Origin of the sequence: Kerstersia sp. (assembly GCF_052103615.1) — a bacterium.
In the GTDB taxonomy this organism is placed as follows: domain Bacteria; phylum Pseudomonadota; class Gammaproteobacteria; order Burkholderiales; family Burkholderiaceae_B; genus Kerstersia.
The window spans coordinates 12215-27407 of sequence record NZ_JBQEKA010000014.1; the positions used below are offsets into that span (position 1 = coordinate 12215).

Genomic DNA, 15193 nt, shown 5'->3' on the forward strand with positions numbered 1-15193 from the left:
TACATGACTTATTGACAGGTTTGCCTGACTTCATTAATGTCAGGTTTACCTTACAAGGAAGCCATGTCATGTCACCACTCCATTCAGTTTCCAGCGCCGCAGGCGTTGCCAGCGCAGGCCGGACTTATCTCACCCGCACAGGCGCCTTCATGGGTGTTTATGTGCTGCTCAACTTGCTGGCCATCCTCGGGGTGTTTGATGGTGTACTGGGACAGCCGCTGGGTTGGGTGCTGGCCTTGGCGGCGGCGGTACCGGTGGCAGGGCAAGTCTGGGCGACCTTGCGGCTGATGGCAGACAGTGATGAGTATGTGCGGGCCATTATCGCCAAGAGTTTCATTCTGGCGGCCGGGCTGGCGATGGCGCTTTGGGTGGCGTGGGGGTTTGGCGAAACCTATGCTGCCGCGCCGCATTTGCCTGCCTGGCTGATTTATCCCTTGTTCCTGGCAATGTTTGCCCTGGTCACTCCCTTGATAAGCAAGAGCCATTGAATGAAGAATACCTTGCGGATATTGCGCGCCGAAGCGGGCTGGACGCAGGCCGATCTGGCGGAACGATTAGGGGTGTCGCGTCAGGCCGTCAATGCGCTTGAAACCGGGAAACACGCGCCGTCCCTGGATCTGGCATTTCGGATCAGCGCGCTGTTCGGGCGTCCTGTCGAAGCGATTTTCGATAACCCTTACTGCGGCTCAGCCGCGTGATGGCAGCGCGCTGGCGCTTGCTTGCCTGGCGCAGCATCCGCCGTGATGGCTTGCCCCTGGCGGACTTGCCGGCCGACCTGCCAATCGGGGTGAAAGGCCAGGGATTTCTGCGGCATCAGGGTGATGACGGTTGAACCCAGCTGGAAGTGCCCGATTTCTTCACCCTGTGCAAAGCAGGGGGCGGGGGTTTCGTCCGCGTAATGCCAGGCTTGAATGATGGCACGCCTGGGGGGCGTGACCAGGCCATGCCAGACGGTAGCAATACTGCCGACGATGGCCGCGCCTACCAGCACGACGGCGTAAATGCCATGTTGCGGATGGGCGAACCAGCAGACCAGGCGTTCATTGCGCGCCAGCAGCCCATCTATGCCAGCCACGATTTCCGGCCTGACGGAAAACAGGGTGCCAGGCACATGGCGCATGCCCAGCAGCCTGCCCGCGCAGGGAAGATGCACGCGGTGATAGTCGCGCGGGCTGAGGTAAACCGTTGTGAAGTGCCCCCCTTCGAAACGGCGGGCCAGCACGGGGTCGCCCAGTAATTCGCTGACGCTGTAGGCCTGTTGTTTGGCCTGTATCAATTGCCCGCCATGAATGGCGCCCAGCTGGCTCACGATGCCATCGGCCGGGCTAACCCAGCTGGCGTTGGCGATGGGGCGCATGCCCGGCCGCAAATGCCGGGTGAAGAAATCATTGAAGCTGAGATAGTCCGCTGGCGATGGCCGTGCGGCTTCACGCAGGTCTATGCCGTGCCGGTAGATGAAGGCGCGGATCAGCGCCTGCGCGATGACGGGCTGGCGGCTTTGCGCCAGGCGGCCGGCACCGCGTGTCAGCAAGTGCATGGGGGCCAGGCGCTGAAAAATCAGAGAGAGGGACATGGCATCAGGGATAGTTGGTGTTTTATTTTTGTTCTGGTACATAATATAGAATGTCATATGACAAAAATCGAGCGTTAACGCAGATCACCGCCATGGCGGTCTCTGCGCCGCATTGACAGCGAAGGAAAGCAGATGGTTAGGGAACGCGCAGTCTTTCAGGCACAAGGACACCAGGCGGGGCGGTGGGAGGCGCGCGCTGCGCGTCTTGCACCTGTGATGCCTGCCGCACGGGCTGCTGCCGGCCAGCATCCGGCAGCGCCGCAACATGCGCTGGAAGCAGGCGCCATGATCGTGCTCGGAGGGCAGCCATGACAAGCAGACAAGCAGGCGAGCAACGGCCATTCAATTTCAGCCCTGGCCCGGCCACTTTGCCGGAGGAGGTGCTGCAACAGGCCGCCGATGAGTTGCTGAACTGGCATGGCAGCGGCATGGGGGTCATGGAAATGAGCCACCGCAGCCAGGATTTCATCTCCATCTGCGAACAGGCCGAGTCGGATCTGCGCGGTTTGCTCGCGCTGCCGCAAGACTTCCATATCCTGTTTCTGCAAGGCGGGGGCATAGGCCAGAATGCGATTGCGCCGCTGAACCTGTCGCAGGGCGGGGTGGTGGATTTCGTGGTGACTGGCAGCTGGAGCAGCAAGTCGCATGAAGAGGCCGGAAGGTACGTCAAGGCGGCGCCCTTGGCGGCCAGCGGCGCAGCATCGGGTTACACCGATATTCCGGATCTGGCGGCCTGGCAGCTCAGCCCGCAGGCTGCCTATGTGCATCTTTGCAGCAATGAAACCATCCAGGGCGTGCAGTTTCCTGAATTCCCCGACCTCGCTGCGCTGGGCTCCACGGCGCCGCTGGTGGTGGATTGCTCGTCGGATATTGCTTCACGGCCGATGGATTGGCAGCGGGTGGGCATGGCGTTTGCCGGCGCCCAGAAAAACCTGGGGCCGGCCGGGCTGACGCTGGTGCTGATCCGTGAAGAGCTGCTGGGCCGGGCCTTGCCGATTTGCCCCAGCGCGTTCAATTACGAGCTCGTGGCGCGCAGCCAGTCCATGTACAACACGCCTCCCACCTGGGGGATTTATTTGCTGGGCCTGACCGCACGCTGGATGTTGCGCCAGCGCGAAGGGCAGCAAACCGGGCTGGCTGCCCTGGCGGCGCGCAATGAACGGCAGGCGGCCAAGTTGTACGCGGCGATAGACGCCAGCGATTTCTACATCAACCGGGTGAATCCGGCCGTGCGTTCGCGGATGAACGTGCCGTTCACCCTGGCGGATGAGTCCCTGACCCGGCGTTTTCTGGATGGCGCCGAGCAGCGCGGCCTGCTGCAATTGCAAGGGCATAGTTCGGTCGGCGGGATGCGCGCCAGCCTTTACAACGCCATGACAGACGAAGGCGTCGATGCCCTCGTTGCCTATCTCCAAGATTTCGAGCGGTACGCGGGATGACCATGACACACAACACGTTGATCAGTCCGAAAGTGCAGGAGCTGCAGCCCTACCAGCCGGGCGAACAGCCGCAGAGCGGCGGCTTGCTCAAGCTCAATACCAATGAAAATCCCTATCCGCCGTCGCCGCGGGTAATTGAACGCATCTGCGCGGAGGCAGCGGCGGACCGGAGCCTGGCCTTGTATCCCGACCCGGAGTCGGAGCGGCTGTGCGAAACCATCGCCGCCTGTCACGGGCTGGCCAGGGATCAGGTATTTGTCGGGAATGGTTCGGATGAAATTCTGGCGCACGCCTTTTGTGCGTTCTTCCAGCACGGCAATGCCGGTTTGCTGATTCCCGATGTCACCTACAACTTCTACAAAGTCTATTGCCGCCTGTTCGGTATCCGGGCGGAACTGGTGCCTGTCGATGCCGGCTTGCGCATCGACCTGGATGCGTTTGCGGCGGCGGCGCGGGCTTGCGGCGACATTGCCGGGGTGGTGGTGGCCAATCCCAACGCGCCTACCGGCGAAGGCCTGCCCCTGGCGGCCGTACAGCGCCTGTTGACCATGAATCCGTCTCGTGTGGTGCTGGTGGATGAGGCGTATGTGGATTTTGGCGGGCAATCGGCGATTGGCCTGGTCGCGCAGTATCCGAACCTGCTGGTGGTGCAGACTTTATCGAAGTCGCGCGCGCTGGCGGGATTGCGCGTGGGTTTCGCCATAGGCCAGCCGGCGCTCATCGAAGCATTGCAGCGCGTCAAAAACAGCTTCAACTCCTATCCGCTGGGGCGCCTGGCGCAGGCAGGCGCGATGGCGGCATTCGATGACCAGCCCTATTTTGAACAGACCCGGCAGGCCATTATGGCGACCCGCGGTTGGCTGTCTGCGAAACTGATAGCGCTGGGGTTCGAGGTGCTGCCCTCACAGGCCAATTTCGTCTTTGCCCGGCACCCCCGGTATGACGCCCAGCAATTGGCGGCCCGTTTGCGGGAAGCGAATATCCTGGTGCGCCACTTCCGGCAGGCGCGGATCGAACAGTTTCTGCGCATCACCGTCGGCACGGATGAACAGGCCGGACATCTGGTGCAAGTGCTGGAACAAGTACTGGCAAACGTGCCGACGGATCCGCGCAGGACTGCAGAGGCGTGAACACGGCCATGTTTTACGGCGGGCTGCGCGCCCGCTGGTCGCAGTTCTGGGTACTGACCAAACCGCGGATCGTTCAGCTGATTGTGTTCTGTGCCGCCATCGGGATGTTGCTGGCGCTGCCAGACTGGCCCAATGCAGCTCAAGGCAGGCGTATCGTGCTCGCCTGCCTGGGGGTTTGGCTGGTCGCGTCGGCTGCGGCGGCATTCAATTGCCTGGTGGAAAAGCGCATAGATGCCCGGATGCGGCGGACCACCTGGCGGCCGACAGCACAGGGCACGCTGGACGACAGACAGGTACTGTTATTCCTGTCTGTGCTGGGCGCGGCCGGCAGCTGGGTGCTGTGGCGCTATGTCAATCTGTTGACGCTGGCACTGACCCTGGCGGCCTTTGTCGGCTATGCCGTCATCTATACCATCGTGCTCAAGCCGCGCACCTCGCAGAATATTGTGCTGGGCGGCGCGGCTGGCGCAATGCCGCCAGTCATCGGCTGGGCGGCCATGCATGGCGAGCTGGCCTGGCAGGCATGGCTGCTGTTTCTCATTATCTTTGTCTGGACGCCGCCGCATTTTTGGGCGCTGGCTTTGTACCGGGTCGAGGACTACCGGCATGCGGGCCTGCCCATGCTGCCCGTCACGCATGGGCAGGCGCATACCTGTGCTGCCATATTCGCCTATACCGTGGTGCTGCTGGCGGTGTGTCTGCTGCCCGTGGCGGGAGGCATGGCTTCCTGGCTGTATCTGGGGGTTGCGCTGGTGTTGAGCGGTATGTTCTGCCGCTATGCCTGGCAATTGATGCATCATTATTCCGATGCGCTGGCGATGCGGACGTTCCGCTGGTCGCTTTGGCATTTGTCAGGGGTGTTCGCCGCCTTGCTGCTGGATCATTATTGGTTGTGAGGTATGCCTTGAGGGGCGGCCGCATCGGCTTGCGCCAGCCATTCGCGCGGCGCTACGCCCATGCGCTGCCGGAAGGCCCGGGACAGGCTGGGGGCGCCAGAAAAACCAAGCTCCGCGGCGATCCATTTCACCGGCCGTCCGGCGCGCATCAGCGCAGTGGCCAGGGTCAGGCGCCAATCGCTCAGATGGGCGGCAGGCGTGGTGCCGGTCACTTCTTTGAAGGCCGCGGCGAAGGCGCTGCGCGACATGCCGGCAAGCTGGGCCAGGCGTTCCAGCGGCCATTCTTCTTGCGGCGATTGGTGCAGCGCCACCAGGGCCTTGGCCAGCCTGGGGTCAGACAGGCCCATGATCATGCCGTGCGTCACGCCGGCCTGCGCGGGATGATCAATGATCCAGCGCAGCACCTGAATCAGCACGACTTCAAAGAGCCGGTTGGCCAGCAGGCGCGAGCCGCAGCGGACCTGATCCGCTTCGGCGAACAGCAGGTCCAGCGCAGGGGCCAGGCCGTCGATGGTGGCCAGTGGAATATGAATGAGCGAGGGCAGGGACTGCACGATGGGGTTGCGCTCGCCGCCGTCGAAATCCAATGTGGCGCAGGTGAAATCCGAACCATCCTGCGGCGGATTGACAAAGACATGGTGCAGCGGCCGGGGATAAAACAGCAAGGTGGGTTCGGACAGGCGCAGCGTTCCGGGGCTTGGGGTGCCTGTTGCGGTGATTGTGCCTGGCAGGTGCCGGACTTCCATTTCGCCGCGCCGCAGCACATGCAGGAAGGCGCGTCCCGGCTGGGCCTCGAATGTCCGGTTGCCGCACAGCGTGCCGGTGTGGAACAGCGCCGCCTGGACACGGAAGCGTTCCAGCAAGGCGGACAAACGGTCTATCGACGCCGGCGCGGCGCTTTGGGGGCGAGTGGCAAGATCAGGAGTCATGGACGATTAGGTAATTTATGTGGACAAATCTTCGCCTTTCGTCTGCGGATTCTACTTACTATTTTGAGGGTACGCAGTCATTGCGTGCGGCATACACAGACTTCAAGGAGATCTACCATGTCCCGCGTTCCTCTTATCGAAACCCGTGATACTTCCGGCGAGCGTCATGCTCTGTTGACGCAAATTCATGGCGCGTTTGGCGCCACCCCTGCGATGTTCAAGGCTGTGGCCAATTCCGCCGCCGCCCTCAAAAGCATGTGGGGCTCGTTTGGCGCGCTGGGCGGCGGCAGCATCGACGCCAAGCTGGGCGAGCAGATTGCCGTGGCAGTCGCAGACCGTAATGCCTGCGAATATTGCCTGGCTGCGCATACCGTCTTGGGCCGCAAGGCGGGCGCGAGCGCAGAGGAACTGGCCGCCGCGCAGGCCGGGAAATCGTCCGACCCCAGGACGGCTGCCGCTTTGCGCTTCGCCCTCAAATTGGTCGAGGCGCGCGGACAGGTCAATGATGCGGATGTGCAGGCGCTGCGTGACGCAGGCTTTGATGACGGGCAAATCGTCGAAATCCTGGCTCATGTGGCACTGAACCTGTTCACCAACTACGTCAATATCGCGTTTGCGGTGCCGGTAGATTTTCCGGCAGTGAAGCTGCAGCGTCAGGCCTGAGCCTGACCGCCGCGCATGCCGTAGCTGGGTACGGCATGCGCGCTTCATGGCGCGGACACCACGGGTACGCGCTGGGCCAGGGCGCACATCAGCTCGTAGCTGATCGTTCCGGCATGGCTGGCCACTTGATCAAGCGCCAGCACCATTCCTCCATATTCCGGGCTGGCACGGCCCCATAACACCACTTCGCTGCCACGGCCGGCCGGCTTGCCGGCGCGGTGCGCAGCAGAAAGATCCACGGCCAGCATGTCCATGCTGATGCGGCCGATGGTCCGGCTGGGCACGCCATCCACCAGGACCGGCGTGCCGGTGGCGCAGGCGCGGGGATAGCCGTCGGCATACCCGCAGGCAGCGATGCCGATGACCAGCGGCTGGTCTGCGGTAAAGCGGGAGCCATAGCCGACGCTGGCGCCAGCTTGCAGGGATTGCACGGCAATGATGCGCGCGCGCAGGCTCATGGCGGGTTCGAGCTGCCAATCGCTGCTGGACTGGCGCGGAAACGTGGGTGAACAGCCGTACAGGGCGATGCCGGCGCGTATCCAGTCCTGCGTAATGTCTGCTTCTGCGCCGAAGCGCAGCGTGGCGGCGCTGTTGCAGACGCTGCGCGCATGGGCCATGCCTGCGGTGGCCTGCTGAAACACGGCCAATTGCTGAGCGATGCCTGGCGGTCCGTCAGCATCGCTGAAGTGGGTCATGACGGCGATTTGCGCGACTTGCGGCAGGCGCTTGAGACGCATCCAGGCAGCGCGGAATGGCTGCGGCGGCAGGCCCAGGCGGTTCATGCCGCTATTGAGCTTCAGGAACACATGATGGCCTGCGTCCGGCCGCTGCGCGGCCAGCATGTCTATCTGTTCCTGGCAATGCACGACATGCCAGAGCCGCAGGCGTGCGCAGAGTTCCAGATCCGCCGGTTCGAACACCCCTTCCAGCAGCAGGATGGGGCCGTTCCAGCCAAGCTGGCGCAGTTGCATGGCTTCGTGCAGATCGACCAGCGCAAAGCCGTCAGCGGTTTTCAGCGCATCATAGACCCGTGCGATGCCGTGGCCATAGGCATTGGCCTTGACCACGGCCCAGGTTCTGGCGGCGCCGGCATGGCGGCGGACGATACTGAGGTTGTGCCGCAAGGCGGCAGTATGAACAATGGCCTGAATAGGGCGTGGCATGGCAGTGGGGTGTCTTTCATCGGGCAAGAAGGGGCGGGGGCGTCAGGCAACGCAATCCACGTAGTAGCGTGGCTTGCCGTCTTCGCCGGGCAGCTCGACAAAACCGTGGATATCCGTGCCGAAACCGGGTGCCAGGCGGTTGAGCTCGCGCGAAAATTTCAGATATTCGACGATGCTGCGGTTGAAGACTTCGCCAGGAATCAGCAAGGGGATGCCCGGCGGGTAAGGGGTGATCAGGCTGGTCGTGATGCGCCCTTCCAAGTGGTCTATGCCGACCCGTTCCGTCCGGCGGGCGGCGATATGGGCATAGGCGTCGCTGGGCTTCATGGCAGGCACGGCTTCTTCCAGGTACATCTCGGTCGTCAGGCGCGCGATGTCGTGCGTGGCATAGACCGCATGCACATGTTCGCAAAGGTCACGCAAGCCCATTTCTTCGTAGCGCGGGTACTTCTTGCAGAAGTCCGGCAGGATGCGCCACATCGGCACGTTCCTGGCGTAGTCGTCCTTGAACTGCTGCAAGGCGGTGACCAGGGAGTTCCAGCGCCCTTTGGTAATGCCAATGGTGAACATGATGAAGAAACTGTATAGGCCGGTTTTCTCGATGATGACGCCATGCTCGGCAAGGAACTTGGTGACGATAGGCGCGGGGATGCCGGTCGCGCCGAAGCTGCCATCCAGATTGAGCCCCGGCGTGATGATGGTGGCCTTGATCGGGTCGAGCATGTTGAAGCCGTCGGCAAGCTCGCCAAAACCATGCCAGGGGGCGCCGGAGGCCGCATCGGTGAGCACCCAGTCCCGGGCCTGCCCTATGCCTTCCTGTTCCAGCGTGTCAGGCCCCCAGACCCGGAACCACCAGTCGTCATGGCTGAACTGCTCGCCGACCTGGCGCATGGCGCGGCGGAAGTCCAGCGCTTCGGCAATGCTTTCTTCCACCAGAGTCTGGCCGCCTGGAGGCTCCATCATGGCCGCGGCGACATCGCAACTGGCAATGATGGCGTACTGGGGCGAGGTTGAGGTGTGCATCAGATACGCTTCGTTGAACAGGTGCCGGTCGAAGCGCCGCTGGGCCGAATCCTGAACCAGGATGTGGCTGGCCTGGCTGATGCCGGCCAGCAGCTTGTGGGTGGATTGCGTCGAATACACGATGGAGCTGCCGGGCCGCGCGCGCTTTTTCCCCATGGCATGGTAAGTGCTGTAGAAGGGATGAAATGCTGCATGCGGGATCCAGGCTTCGTCGAAGTGCAGTGCCTCCACATAGCCATCGAGCGCGGATTTGATGACTTCGGTGTCATAGAGAATGCCGTCATAGGTCGATTGGGTCAGGACCAGGACGCGGGGCTTGACGGTGTCCGGATCGACGTCGGCCAGTAGCGGATGGGCACGGATCTTTGCCTTGATCACTTCCGGCGAGAATGCCGCCCGGGCAATCGGCCCGATGATACCCAGATGGTTGCGCGTGGGCCGCAGAAAGACCGGAATGGCGCCGGTCAGCACGATGCTGTGCAGAATGGATTTATGGCAGTTGCGGTCCACCACGACGATATCGCCGGGCGCGACCGCATGCTGCCAGACGATTTTGTTGCTGGTGCTGGTGCCATTGGTCACGAAGAAGCAGTGGTCGGCATTGAAAATGCGCGCCGCGTTGCGTTCACTGGCGCCGATGGCGCCGTTGTGATCCAGCAGCTGTCCCAATTCCTCGACGGCATTGCAGACATCCGCGCGCAGCATGTTTTCGCCGAAAAACTGGTGAAACACCTGCCCGACCGGGCTTTTCAGGAAGGCAACGCCGCCCGAATGCCCCGGGCAGTGCCATGAATAGGAGCCGTCTTCGGCATAGTTCAGAAGCGCTTTCAGGAAGGGCGGCTTGATGCCGCTGAGATAGTTTTTCGCTTCGCGAATGAGATGGCGGGCCACGAATTCCGGCGTGTCCTCGAACATGTGGATGACGCCATGCAGCTCGCGCAGGATGTCATTGGGCATGTGGCGGGCGGTTTTGGTTTCGCCATAAACGTAGATGGGGACATCCACATTGCGGCGCCGCACTTCGCTGATAAACGCCCGGATGTTTTGCAGCGCCGGGGCGGTTTCGGCATCTTGCGTGAACTCTTCGTCATCTATCGAAAGGATAAAGGTGCTGGCGCGGCTCTGCTGCTGGGCGAACTGGCTGAGATCGTGGTAGCTGGTCACGCCCAGCGCATCGAAGCCTTCCGACTGTATCGCCTGGGCCAGCGCCCGGATACCCAGGCCGGAAGTGTTTTCCGAGCGGAAGTCTTCGTCGATGATGACGATGGGAAAGTGAAACTGCATGGCGTGTCCTGTTGCGAAAAGGGTCAAGGCGAAAGCAAGCGCTCAAGGGAGTCGGGCTTGCGGATGAGTTGGCATGGCATGAAAAAAACACTTGCTATCCAATTTGATCTAGATCATAATCTGTTTTGTCCCAGGACAAAACACGGCGCGGTAGCAAAGTGGCCATGCGATGGATTGCAAATCCATTTAGGTTGGTTCGATTCCAGCCCGCGCCTCCACCTCATCAAGAGCTTGTCATGTGATCAAAATGGCGCGGTAGCAAAGCGGTTATGCGGTGGATTGCAAATCCATTCAGGTTGGTTCGACTCCAGCCCGCGCCTCCATTTTTCAGCGGCTGAAGGCCCAGGCGCCGCACCTGCGCCGCTCCCGCAGGGAGCAAGCCGAGATGACACAGCCCGATACTTTTCATCTGGACAAGGCAACGCTGGTTGCGCAATCCACGGCAAAGATGGAAGCGCAGTTTCCCGACAGCGCCTATGGCTTGCGCGAGAAACTGGCGCTGACATGCCGGATCCTGTTCGACAATGGCCATGATTCCGGCCTGGCTGGCCAGATCACCGGGCGTGCAGGCGAGCCGGGCCGCTTCTATACCCAGCGGCTGGGTCTGGGTTTCGATGAAATTACCGCTGCCAATCTGCTGCAGGTCGATGCCGACCTGCATGTGCGGGATGGCGATGGCATGCCAAACCCGGCCAACCGGTTTCATGCCTGGGTGTACCGGGCGCGGCCTGACGTCAATTGCATCATCCATACCCATGCCGTTCACACGGCGGCGCTGGGCATGCTGGAGCAGCCGCTCATCGTGTCGCACATGGATAACTGCGTGCTGTATGACAATGTGGCATTCGCGGCGCAGTGGCCGGGCATCCCGGTGGGCAATGAAGAAGGCGAATTCATCGCGGCGGCGCTGGGTGACAAGCGCGCGCTGATGTTGTCGCATCATGGTCTGCTGATTGCCGGGACCAGTGTCGAGGAAGCCTGTATTCTGGCCCTGGCTTTCGAGCGCGCCGCCCGCATGCAATTGCTGGCCGCCAGCGCGGGGACTATCCAGCCGATTGCGCCAGCGCTGGGCGCTGAAGCGCGTGACTGGATCTTGCGCCCCAAGCGCAATGCCGTGGCGTTTGACTACTATGCGCGCCGCGCGCTGCGCAATCCGCGTCACGCTGATTGCTGCCAGCCTGATGCAGGTCTATCGCCGTCACCGTCAGGCCATCGGCTGGCGTAATACGTTTGCCAGCGCAAGCGTTTATAGCCGCGCCTGCCGGAGACTGAAGTCGATCAAGGCTTCATAGACTTCGCGTTGTCCCGTTGGCAGAACAGGCAATAGTGTTGCGCGGCGTTTGTCCGCGTCGAACAGGGTTTCAATCAGCCAGCCGGTCAGATAAACCGCGGCTAGGCAGCCGCCAGCCGTGGCGACCCGGTGATGGCATACCAGCGGTTGATCCAGCGGTTCTATGGACAGGCTTTGCAAGACGCCTCGGGCGTCGGGGTGCGTTGTTGCCTGACGGCCGGGCAGGAGGCCCAGCCGGTCCAAGAAGAAGGCACCCGCGCAAATCGAGCCTATGGCCTGGCGTTGCGGATCCAGCGTGAGCGGCGCCAGGAAGGCCGGGTCGGCCAGAGCGGCCGGCACGCCTTCCTTGCCGCTGCTGAAGAGGACGGCATCAGCCTGGCTGGCGTCGGCCAGCGGGCCGTGGGGGCGGACTTCCAGCCCATGGGCTGAGCGCAGGCTAGGCTGCGGCCCCAGAATCCTGACGCGCCAGTCCGTGGTGTTGCGGCCCAGAATGTCCCACATCAAAAACAGGTCAATATCGGTAAACTTGTCGAAGGCGATGATGGCGATATCTTTCATGATGAACCCAGAAAAAAATGCAATGGCGCGCTGGCCGGTCGCAGTGGCTAGTGGTGTCCGCAGCGTATCAACCGGGCCGGCACCATACACAGTCTGTATGTCACACCTATGAGCAAACTGACACGAGAGCACTGGATTGCCGCAGGCCTGGCAAATCTCGATGAAACCGGACACACGGGCGTCTCGGTGGAGCGCGTGGCGCGCCGCCTGAATGTCACGCGAGGGTCCTTCTATCATCACTTCAAACATCGGGATGAGTTCGTGCGCGCGCTGTTGTCCGCGTGGGAACGCGGAGATGCCGAGCGCATGCTGGCCTATGCCGCGCAAGGCCGTCATGCGGTGGAGGTGTTGCAGCGCTACCTGTCTATCGCGGGTGAGCAATCACCAGGCCGGGAGCAGGCCATCCGTGCCTGGGCCTTGCAGGATCCTTTGGCCGCTGAGTTTCAGCAGCGAGTGGATGCGGCACGCCTCGCGTTTGCGGTACAGGTGTCGAAACCGTTGAGCCGTGTGCCGGGCGTGGCGGAAACGCTGGGCCGGCTGGCGCATCTTTGTCTGATCGGCGGGCAACAGTCGGGTATGCGCAGGAATGCGGAACAATTCAATGGCTGGGTAACAGGGGCGCTGCAATTATTCGCGGGGGGCAGGGCCAAGCGGCCTTAGGCGGCGCTGTTCTGGTTTCACCAGACGGGCAGGTCGGTGCCTGGGGGCACGGACTGCCGGCTGTACGCCGCCGGTGTGCGCTGCAATTGCGCGCTGGGGCGGATGGCCTCCAGTTTGCCGAAACCGGATGGCGCGCAGGTTTTCCAGGGCGTGAGATCCGGGGCATGAATGTCCAGGCCGTGCGGGATCCGGCCCAGTTTGCGCAGCCAGTGGCCGGTCTGGGCCAGGGATACCTGGACATGCCAGCTGCCGCCTGAGCGTTGTTGATGCCACAAGGCGCAGGCAGCGCCGAAAGCCATCAGAAAGCCGCTGGCCTGATCAAGAATTTGCATGGGCAGGGCGCGTGGCTGGCCGCCGGCCGCATGACCTTCGGCGTGGTTGAAGCCCATTGCCGTCTGCACCAGCGAGTCAAACCCGCGGCGTTCGGCCCACGGGCCTTGCGGGCCATAGGCGGTGAGCGTGATGGCGACGATCCCCGGGCAGCGCTGGGCCAGCGCTGCCGGCGAAAAGCCAAGCGCGGCCAGGCCGCCGGGCCGGTAGCCTTGCGAGAATACATGCGCCTCTTCGGCGAGCCGCCACAAAACCTCCCGGCCTGCGGCAGTGCGCAGATCCACATGGGCGGAGCGTTTGCCACGGCTGGTGTCGGCGATGGCGGCGATATTCGGCAGATGAGGCGAATTCACCAGCATGACATCCGCGCCCAATGCCGCCAGGGCCCGGCCGCCGACCGGGCCGGCAAGAATGCGGGTGAGATCCAGCACCCGCAGCCCGGACAGCGGCCTGGCGTTTTCCGCCAGCGGCGGCAGAGCGCGGGGCGGCGCGTCGCCGATACGGCTCAGTGTGATGACGGGCTGGGCGCTGATTGCGGCCCCTTGCGGGCTGGCATCCCATTGAGCGAAGCTGCGCAGGGCCGTGGCGACCAGCCCGCGTTCGGCGCTTGCCTGCTCGAAGTCCAGCGCCTGCCAGCGCAACATGGCCTGTTCGGCGGCTGCCCGCGTGGCTGTCGCCGGGTCCAGGCCCAGCAGACGCAGCGCGCCATCGCGATGGTGCGGGAAGTTGGTATGGATGCGCACATAGCTGTCCGCGCAACGGTAGAGGCCGGCGAAAGGATCCCATAACTCGGGTGCCGTGCCATCCAGGGCAAACCAGCCTGTGCATTCTGCGGCGGCGTGCTGCATATCGACGCTGATGTCCTGGCGGGGCGCGCCGCGGGCCTGGCCAAGTTCACAGGCGGCCAGCGCAGCGGCTGCAATGCTGGCTTGCGCGGCCGTGCCCACGGCAAAGGAAGAAGGGAAGACCGGGTCGCTGCCTGTCAGGCGGATATGTGCCAGCGCGGCGGCGGGCAGGCCGCCCAATTGCCATAATGCTTGCAGCGCAACAAGGGAATTCATGGACGGGGCTCCAGGCTGAACGCGCCGGCAAAAGCGGTGTCAGGCCAGGCCGGTGCTTGGGGAAAACGGGCGCGCCGCGGCAGCTTGGCCTGGCGGCGTTTTCTTTTTACCGCAAACCGGGCCGGCGGCGCCAGCGGGCAGATGCCGTGGCTGGCGCCGCGCGCGCATCAGTTGAACTGGATGACAAAGGAAGCGGTTGATGACGCTTGGCCGGGTTTGACCCAGTCGCCATAGCGGTAATAGCGTGCTTCCAGCGGAATGCTTTGCCGGCCTGAACGCATCGTGCCGAGTGACACATATTTATTATTGATGAGCACCCTGTCTTGCTGATCTGGGGCGCTCAGGACGAAGCCTATGCCTTGCGCGTTATTGCCCTGTCCTTCGTTTTCGATTTTCAGGATCGCGTCCTCGCCGTCCAGGGTTTCCGTGCCATGTTTGCCGGTGACCATGATTTCTGCGGACATGTTGCCGTTGCAGTTGATACTGATGTGGTCGCGGCCGGCGGCGCCGCTGCGGGCATAGCCGCGTTCCGGGAAATCGCTGAGAGAAACGGGATCCAGGTAGATGGCCAGATTGTTGTTTTCGATTTGGCAGGCGGTGGCGGTTTTGACGTTGATGGCGATGATGTGATGGAAGCCCACGGCGGTCGTGCCGATACCGTCGCCATAGCGCGTCACGAGCAGGGCGCCGATGTGCGAACCCCAGCGGACAATGGGTTCGGGGTGGTCTGTGGTGGTGTACAGATGCACCTGAACATTGAGCGGGTACAGATAGGGCTGAGGGTAGTTGATGGCCGTGCCGGCGCTTGAAAACGGGGCGCCCGTGTCCATGTCTTCGATGGCATAGGCGTAGTCGGTATCGTAGGCGGACAGGTAATAGGTGGGGCGGCCGTCTATGTCCTTGTAATACTGCGCGCGTATGCCGCCAGATTCGCTGTAAGTGGCGTAGCCATAGACTTCAGAGCCGGGTTCGCACTCGGCGATGGGCGCGGTGCCGCCATCGCGCTGGAACGTGAAACTGCCCAGGTACTGATCCGCTTTGACGTTGCCTGACAGCGTCAGGTTTGCCGTGGCTTTCAGGGTGGCGGCCTTGGGGTTGGCGGTATTGATGCATTTCGCGCTGGCGATGGCCGGGATCAACAGCAAGAGCAGCAGCAGGGCGCGGACATGTCGGATAAGAGGCATAAACGTTCC

Annotated in this window: 15 protein-coding genes and 2 tRNA genes; 10 read left to right on the forward strand and 7 right to left on the reverse strand. The window is 62.7% G+C overall.

The genetic code is table 11. The features are described from left to right. Window positions 1-68 precede the first annotated feature (68 nt). The gene (locus ACTJGZ_RS05565) at window positions 69-488 is read left to right on the forward strand and encodes a hypothetical protein (protein ID WP_441661951.1); all 420 of its coding nucleotides are present in this window, start codon (window positions 69-71) and stop codon (window positions 486-488) included. Next, window positions 489-698 carry a helix-turn-helix transcriptional regulator gene (locus ACTJGZ_RS05570; protein WP_441661952.1) on the forward strand — a complete coding sequence of 70 codons (210 nt, stop codon included), beginning with the start codon at window positions 489-491 and terminating at the stop codon, window positions 696-698. Here the strand turns inward: ACTJGZ_RS05570 and asd are convergent. Beyond that, window positions 677-1573 (reverse strand): archaetidylserine decarboxylase, encoded by an 897-nt coding sequence (gene asd / locus ACTJGZ_RS05575; protein WP_441661953.1) that lies wholly within the window; start codon window positions 1571-1573, stop codon window positions 677-679. The two genes, ACTJGZ_RS05570 and asd, sit on opposite strands and share 22 nt — an antisense overlap. A 308-nt stretch (window positions 1574-1881) precedes the next feature. On the opposite strand from asd, the gene serC reads away from it, so the two are divergent. From serC to ACTJGZ_RS05590, 3 genes are read left to right on the forward strand one after another with little or no spacing between them, the layout of a single operon-like run. After that, complete coding sequence (gene serC / locus ACTJGZ_RS05580; protein ID WP_441661954.1) at window positions 1882-3012, forward strand: 3-phosphoserine/phosphohydroxythreonine transaminase; 1131 nt, start codon at window positions 1882-1884, stop codon at window positions 3010-3012. 2 nt (window positions 3013-3014) lie between these two features. Next, window positions 3015-4142 (forward strand): histidinol-phosphate transaminase, encoded by a 1128-nt coding sequence (gene hisC, locus ACTJGZ_RS05585; RefSeq protein ID WP_441661955.1) that lies wholly within the window; start codon window positions 3015-3017, stop codon window positions 4140-4142. Window positions 4143-4150: 8 nt separating this feature from the next. Further along, a complete protein-coding gene (locus ACTJGZ_RS05590; protein ID WP_441661991.1) occupies window positions 4151-5038 on the forward strand; it encodes a heme o synthase in 888 nt (295 codons plus the stop codon). On the opposite strand, the gene ACTJGZ_RS05595 is transcribed toward ACTJGZ_RS05590, so the two are convergent. After that, a complete protein-coding gene (locus ACTJGZ_RS05595) occupies window positions 5026-5919 on the reverse strand; it encodes an AraC family transcriptional regulator (RefSeq protein ID WP_441661992.1) in 894 nt (297 codons plus the stop codon). The genes ACTJGZ_RS05590 and ACTJGZ_RS05595 overlap by 13 nt on opposite strands. Before the next feature lie 165 nt (window positions 5920-6084). Between ACTJGZ_RS05595 and ACTJGZ_RS05600 the strand changes: the two genes are divergently transcribed. After that, window positions 6085-6630, forward strand: a complete 546-nt coding sequence (locus ACTJGZ_RS05600; RefSeq protein ID WP_441661956.1) for a carboxymuconolactone decarboxylase family protein — start codon at window positions 6085-6087, stop codon at window positions 6628-6630. A gap of 44 nt (window positions 6631-6674) precedes the next feature. On the opposite strand, the gene alr is transcribed toward ACTJGZ_RS05600, so the two are convergent. Both alr and ACTJGZ_RS05610 read right to left on the reverse strand, forming a co-directional pair. Continuing rightward, window positions 6675-7793: an alanine racemase gene (gene alr / locus ACTJGZ_RS05605; RefSeq protein ID WP_441661957.1), complete on the reverse strand. Its 1119-nt coding sequence runs from the start codon at window positions 7791-7793 to the stop codon at window positions 6675-6677. A 42-nt stretch (window positions 7794-7835) separates the two neighbouring features. Beyond that, window positions 7836-10100, reverse strand: coding sequence for an Orn/Lys/Arg decarboxylase N-terminal domain-containing protein (locus ACTJGZ_RS05610; protein ID WP_441661958.1), 2265 nt, complete (start codon window positions 10098-10100; stop codon window positions 7836-7838). Window positions 10101-10244: 144 nt separating this feature from the next. Between ACTJGZ_RS05610 and ACTJGZ_RS05615 the strand changes: the two genes are divergently transcribed. From ACTJGZ_RS05615 to ACTJGZ_RS05625, 3 genes are all read left to right on the forward strand, one after another. Then, window positions 10245-10318, forward strand: a tRNA-Cys gene (locus tag ACTJGZ_RS05615). Between the two features lie 31 nt (window positions 10319-10349). Beyond that, window positions 10350-10423, forward strand: a tRNA-Cys gene (locus ACTJGZ_RS05620). A gap of 62 nt (window positions 10424-10485) precedes the next feature. Next, window positions 10486-11325, forward strand: coding sequence for an aldolase (locus ACTJGZ_RS05625; protein WP_441661959.1), 840 nt, complete (start codon window positions 10486-10488; stop codon window positions 11323-11325). 21 nt (window positions 11326-11346) lie between these two features. Here ACTJGZ_RS05625 and ACTJGZ_RS05630 read toward each other — a convergent pair whose 3' ends face one another. Further along, window positions 11347-11949 carry a DJ-1/PfpI family protein gene (locus ACTJGZ_RS05630; protein ID WP_441661960.1) on the reverse strand — a complete coding sequence of 201 codons (603 nt, stop codon included), beginning with the start codon at window positions 11947-11949 and terminating at the stop codon, window positions 11347-11349. A 108-nt stretch (window positions 11950-12057) separates the two neighbouring features. Between ACTJGZ_RS05630 and ACTJGZ_RS05635 the strand changes: the two genes are divergently transcribed. Next, window positions 12058-12609 (forward strand): TetR/AcrR family transcriptional regulator, encoded by a 552-nt coding sequence (locus ACTJGZ_RS05635; protein WP_441661961.1) that lies wholly within the window; start codon window positions 12058-12060, stop codon window positions 12607-12609. 17 nt (window positions 12610-12626) lie between these two features. Here ACTJGZ_RS05635 and ACTJGZ_RS05640 read toward each other — a convergent pair whose 3' ends face one another. Then, on the reverse strand, window positions 12627-14000 hold the full coding sequence (locus tag ACTJGZ_RS05640; RefSeq protein WP_441661962.1) for a CoA transferase: 1374 nt from the start codon (window positions 13998-14000) through the stop codon (window positions 12627-12629). A 167-nt stretch (window positions 14001-14167) separates the two neighbouring features. Beyond that, window positions 14168-15184, reverse strand: a complete 1017-nt coding sequence (locus tag ACTJGZ_RS05645) for a fimbrial protein (protein ID WP_441661963.1) — start codon at window positions 15182-15184, stop codon at window positions 14168-14170. Between the last annotated feature and the right edge of the window lie 9 nt (window positions 15185-15193).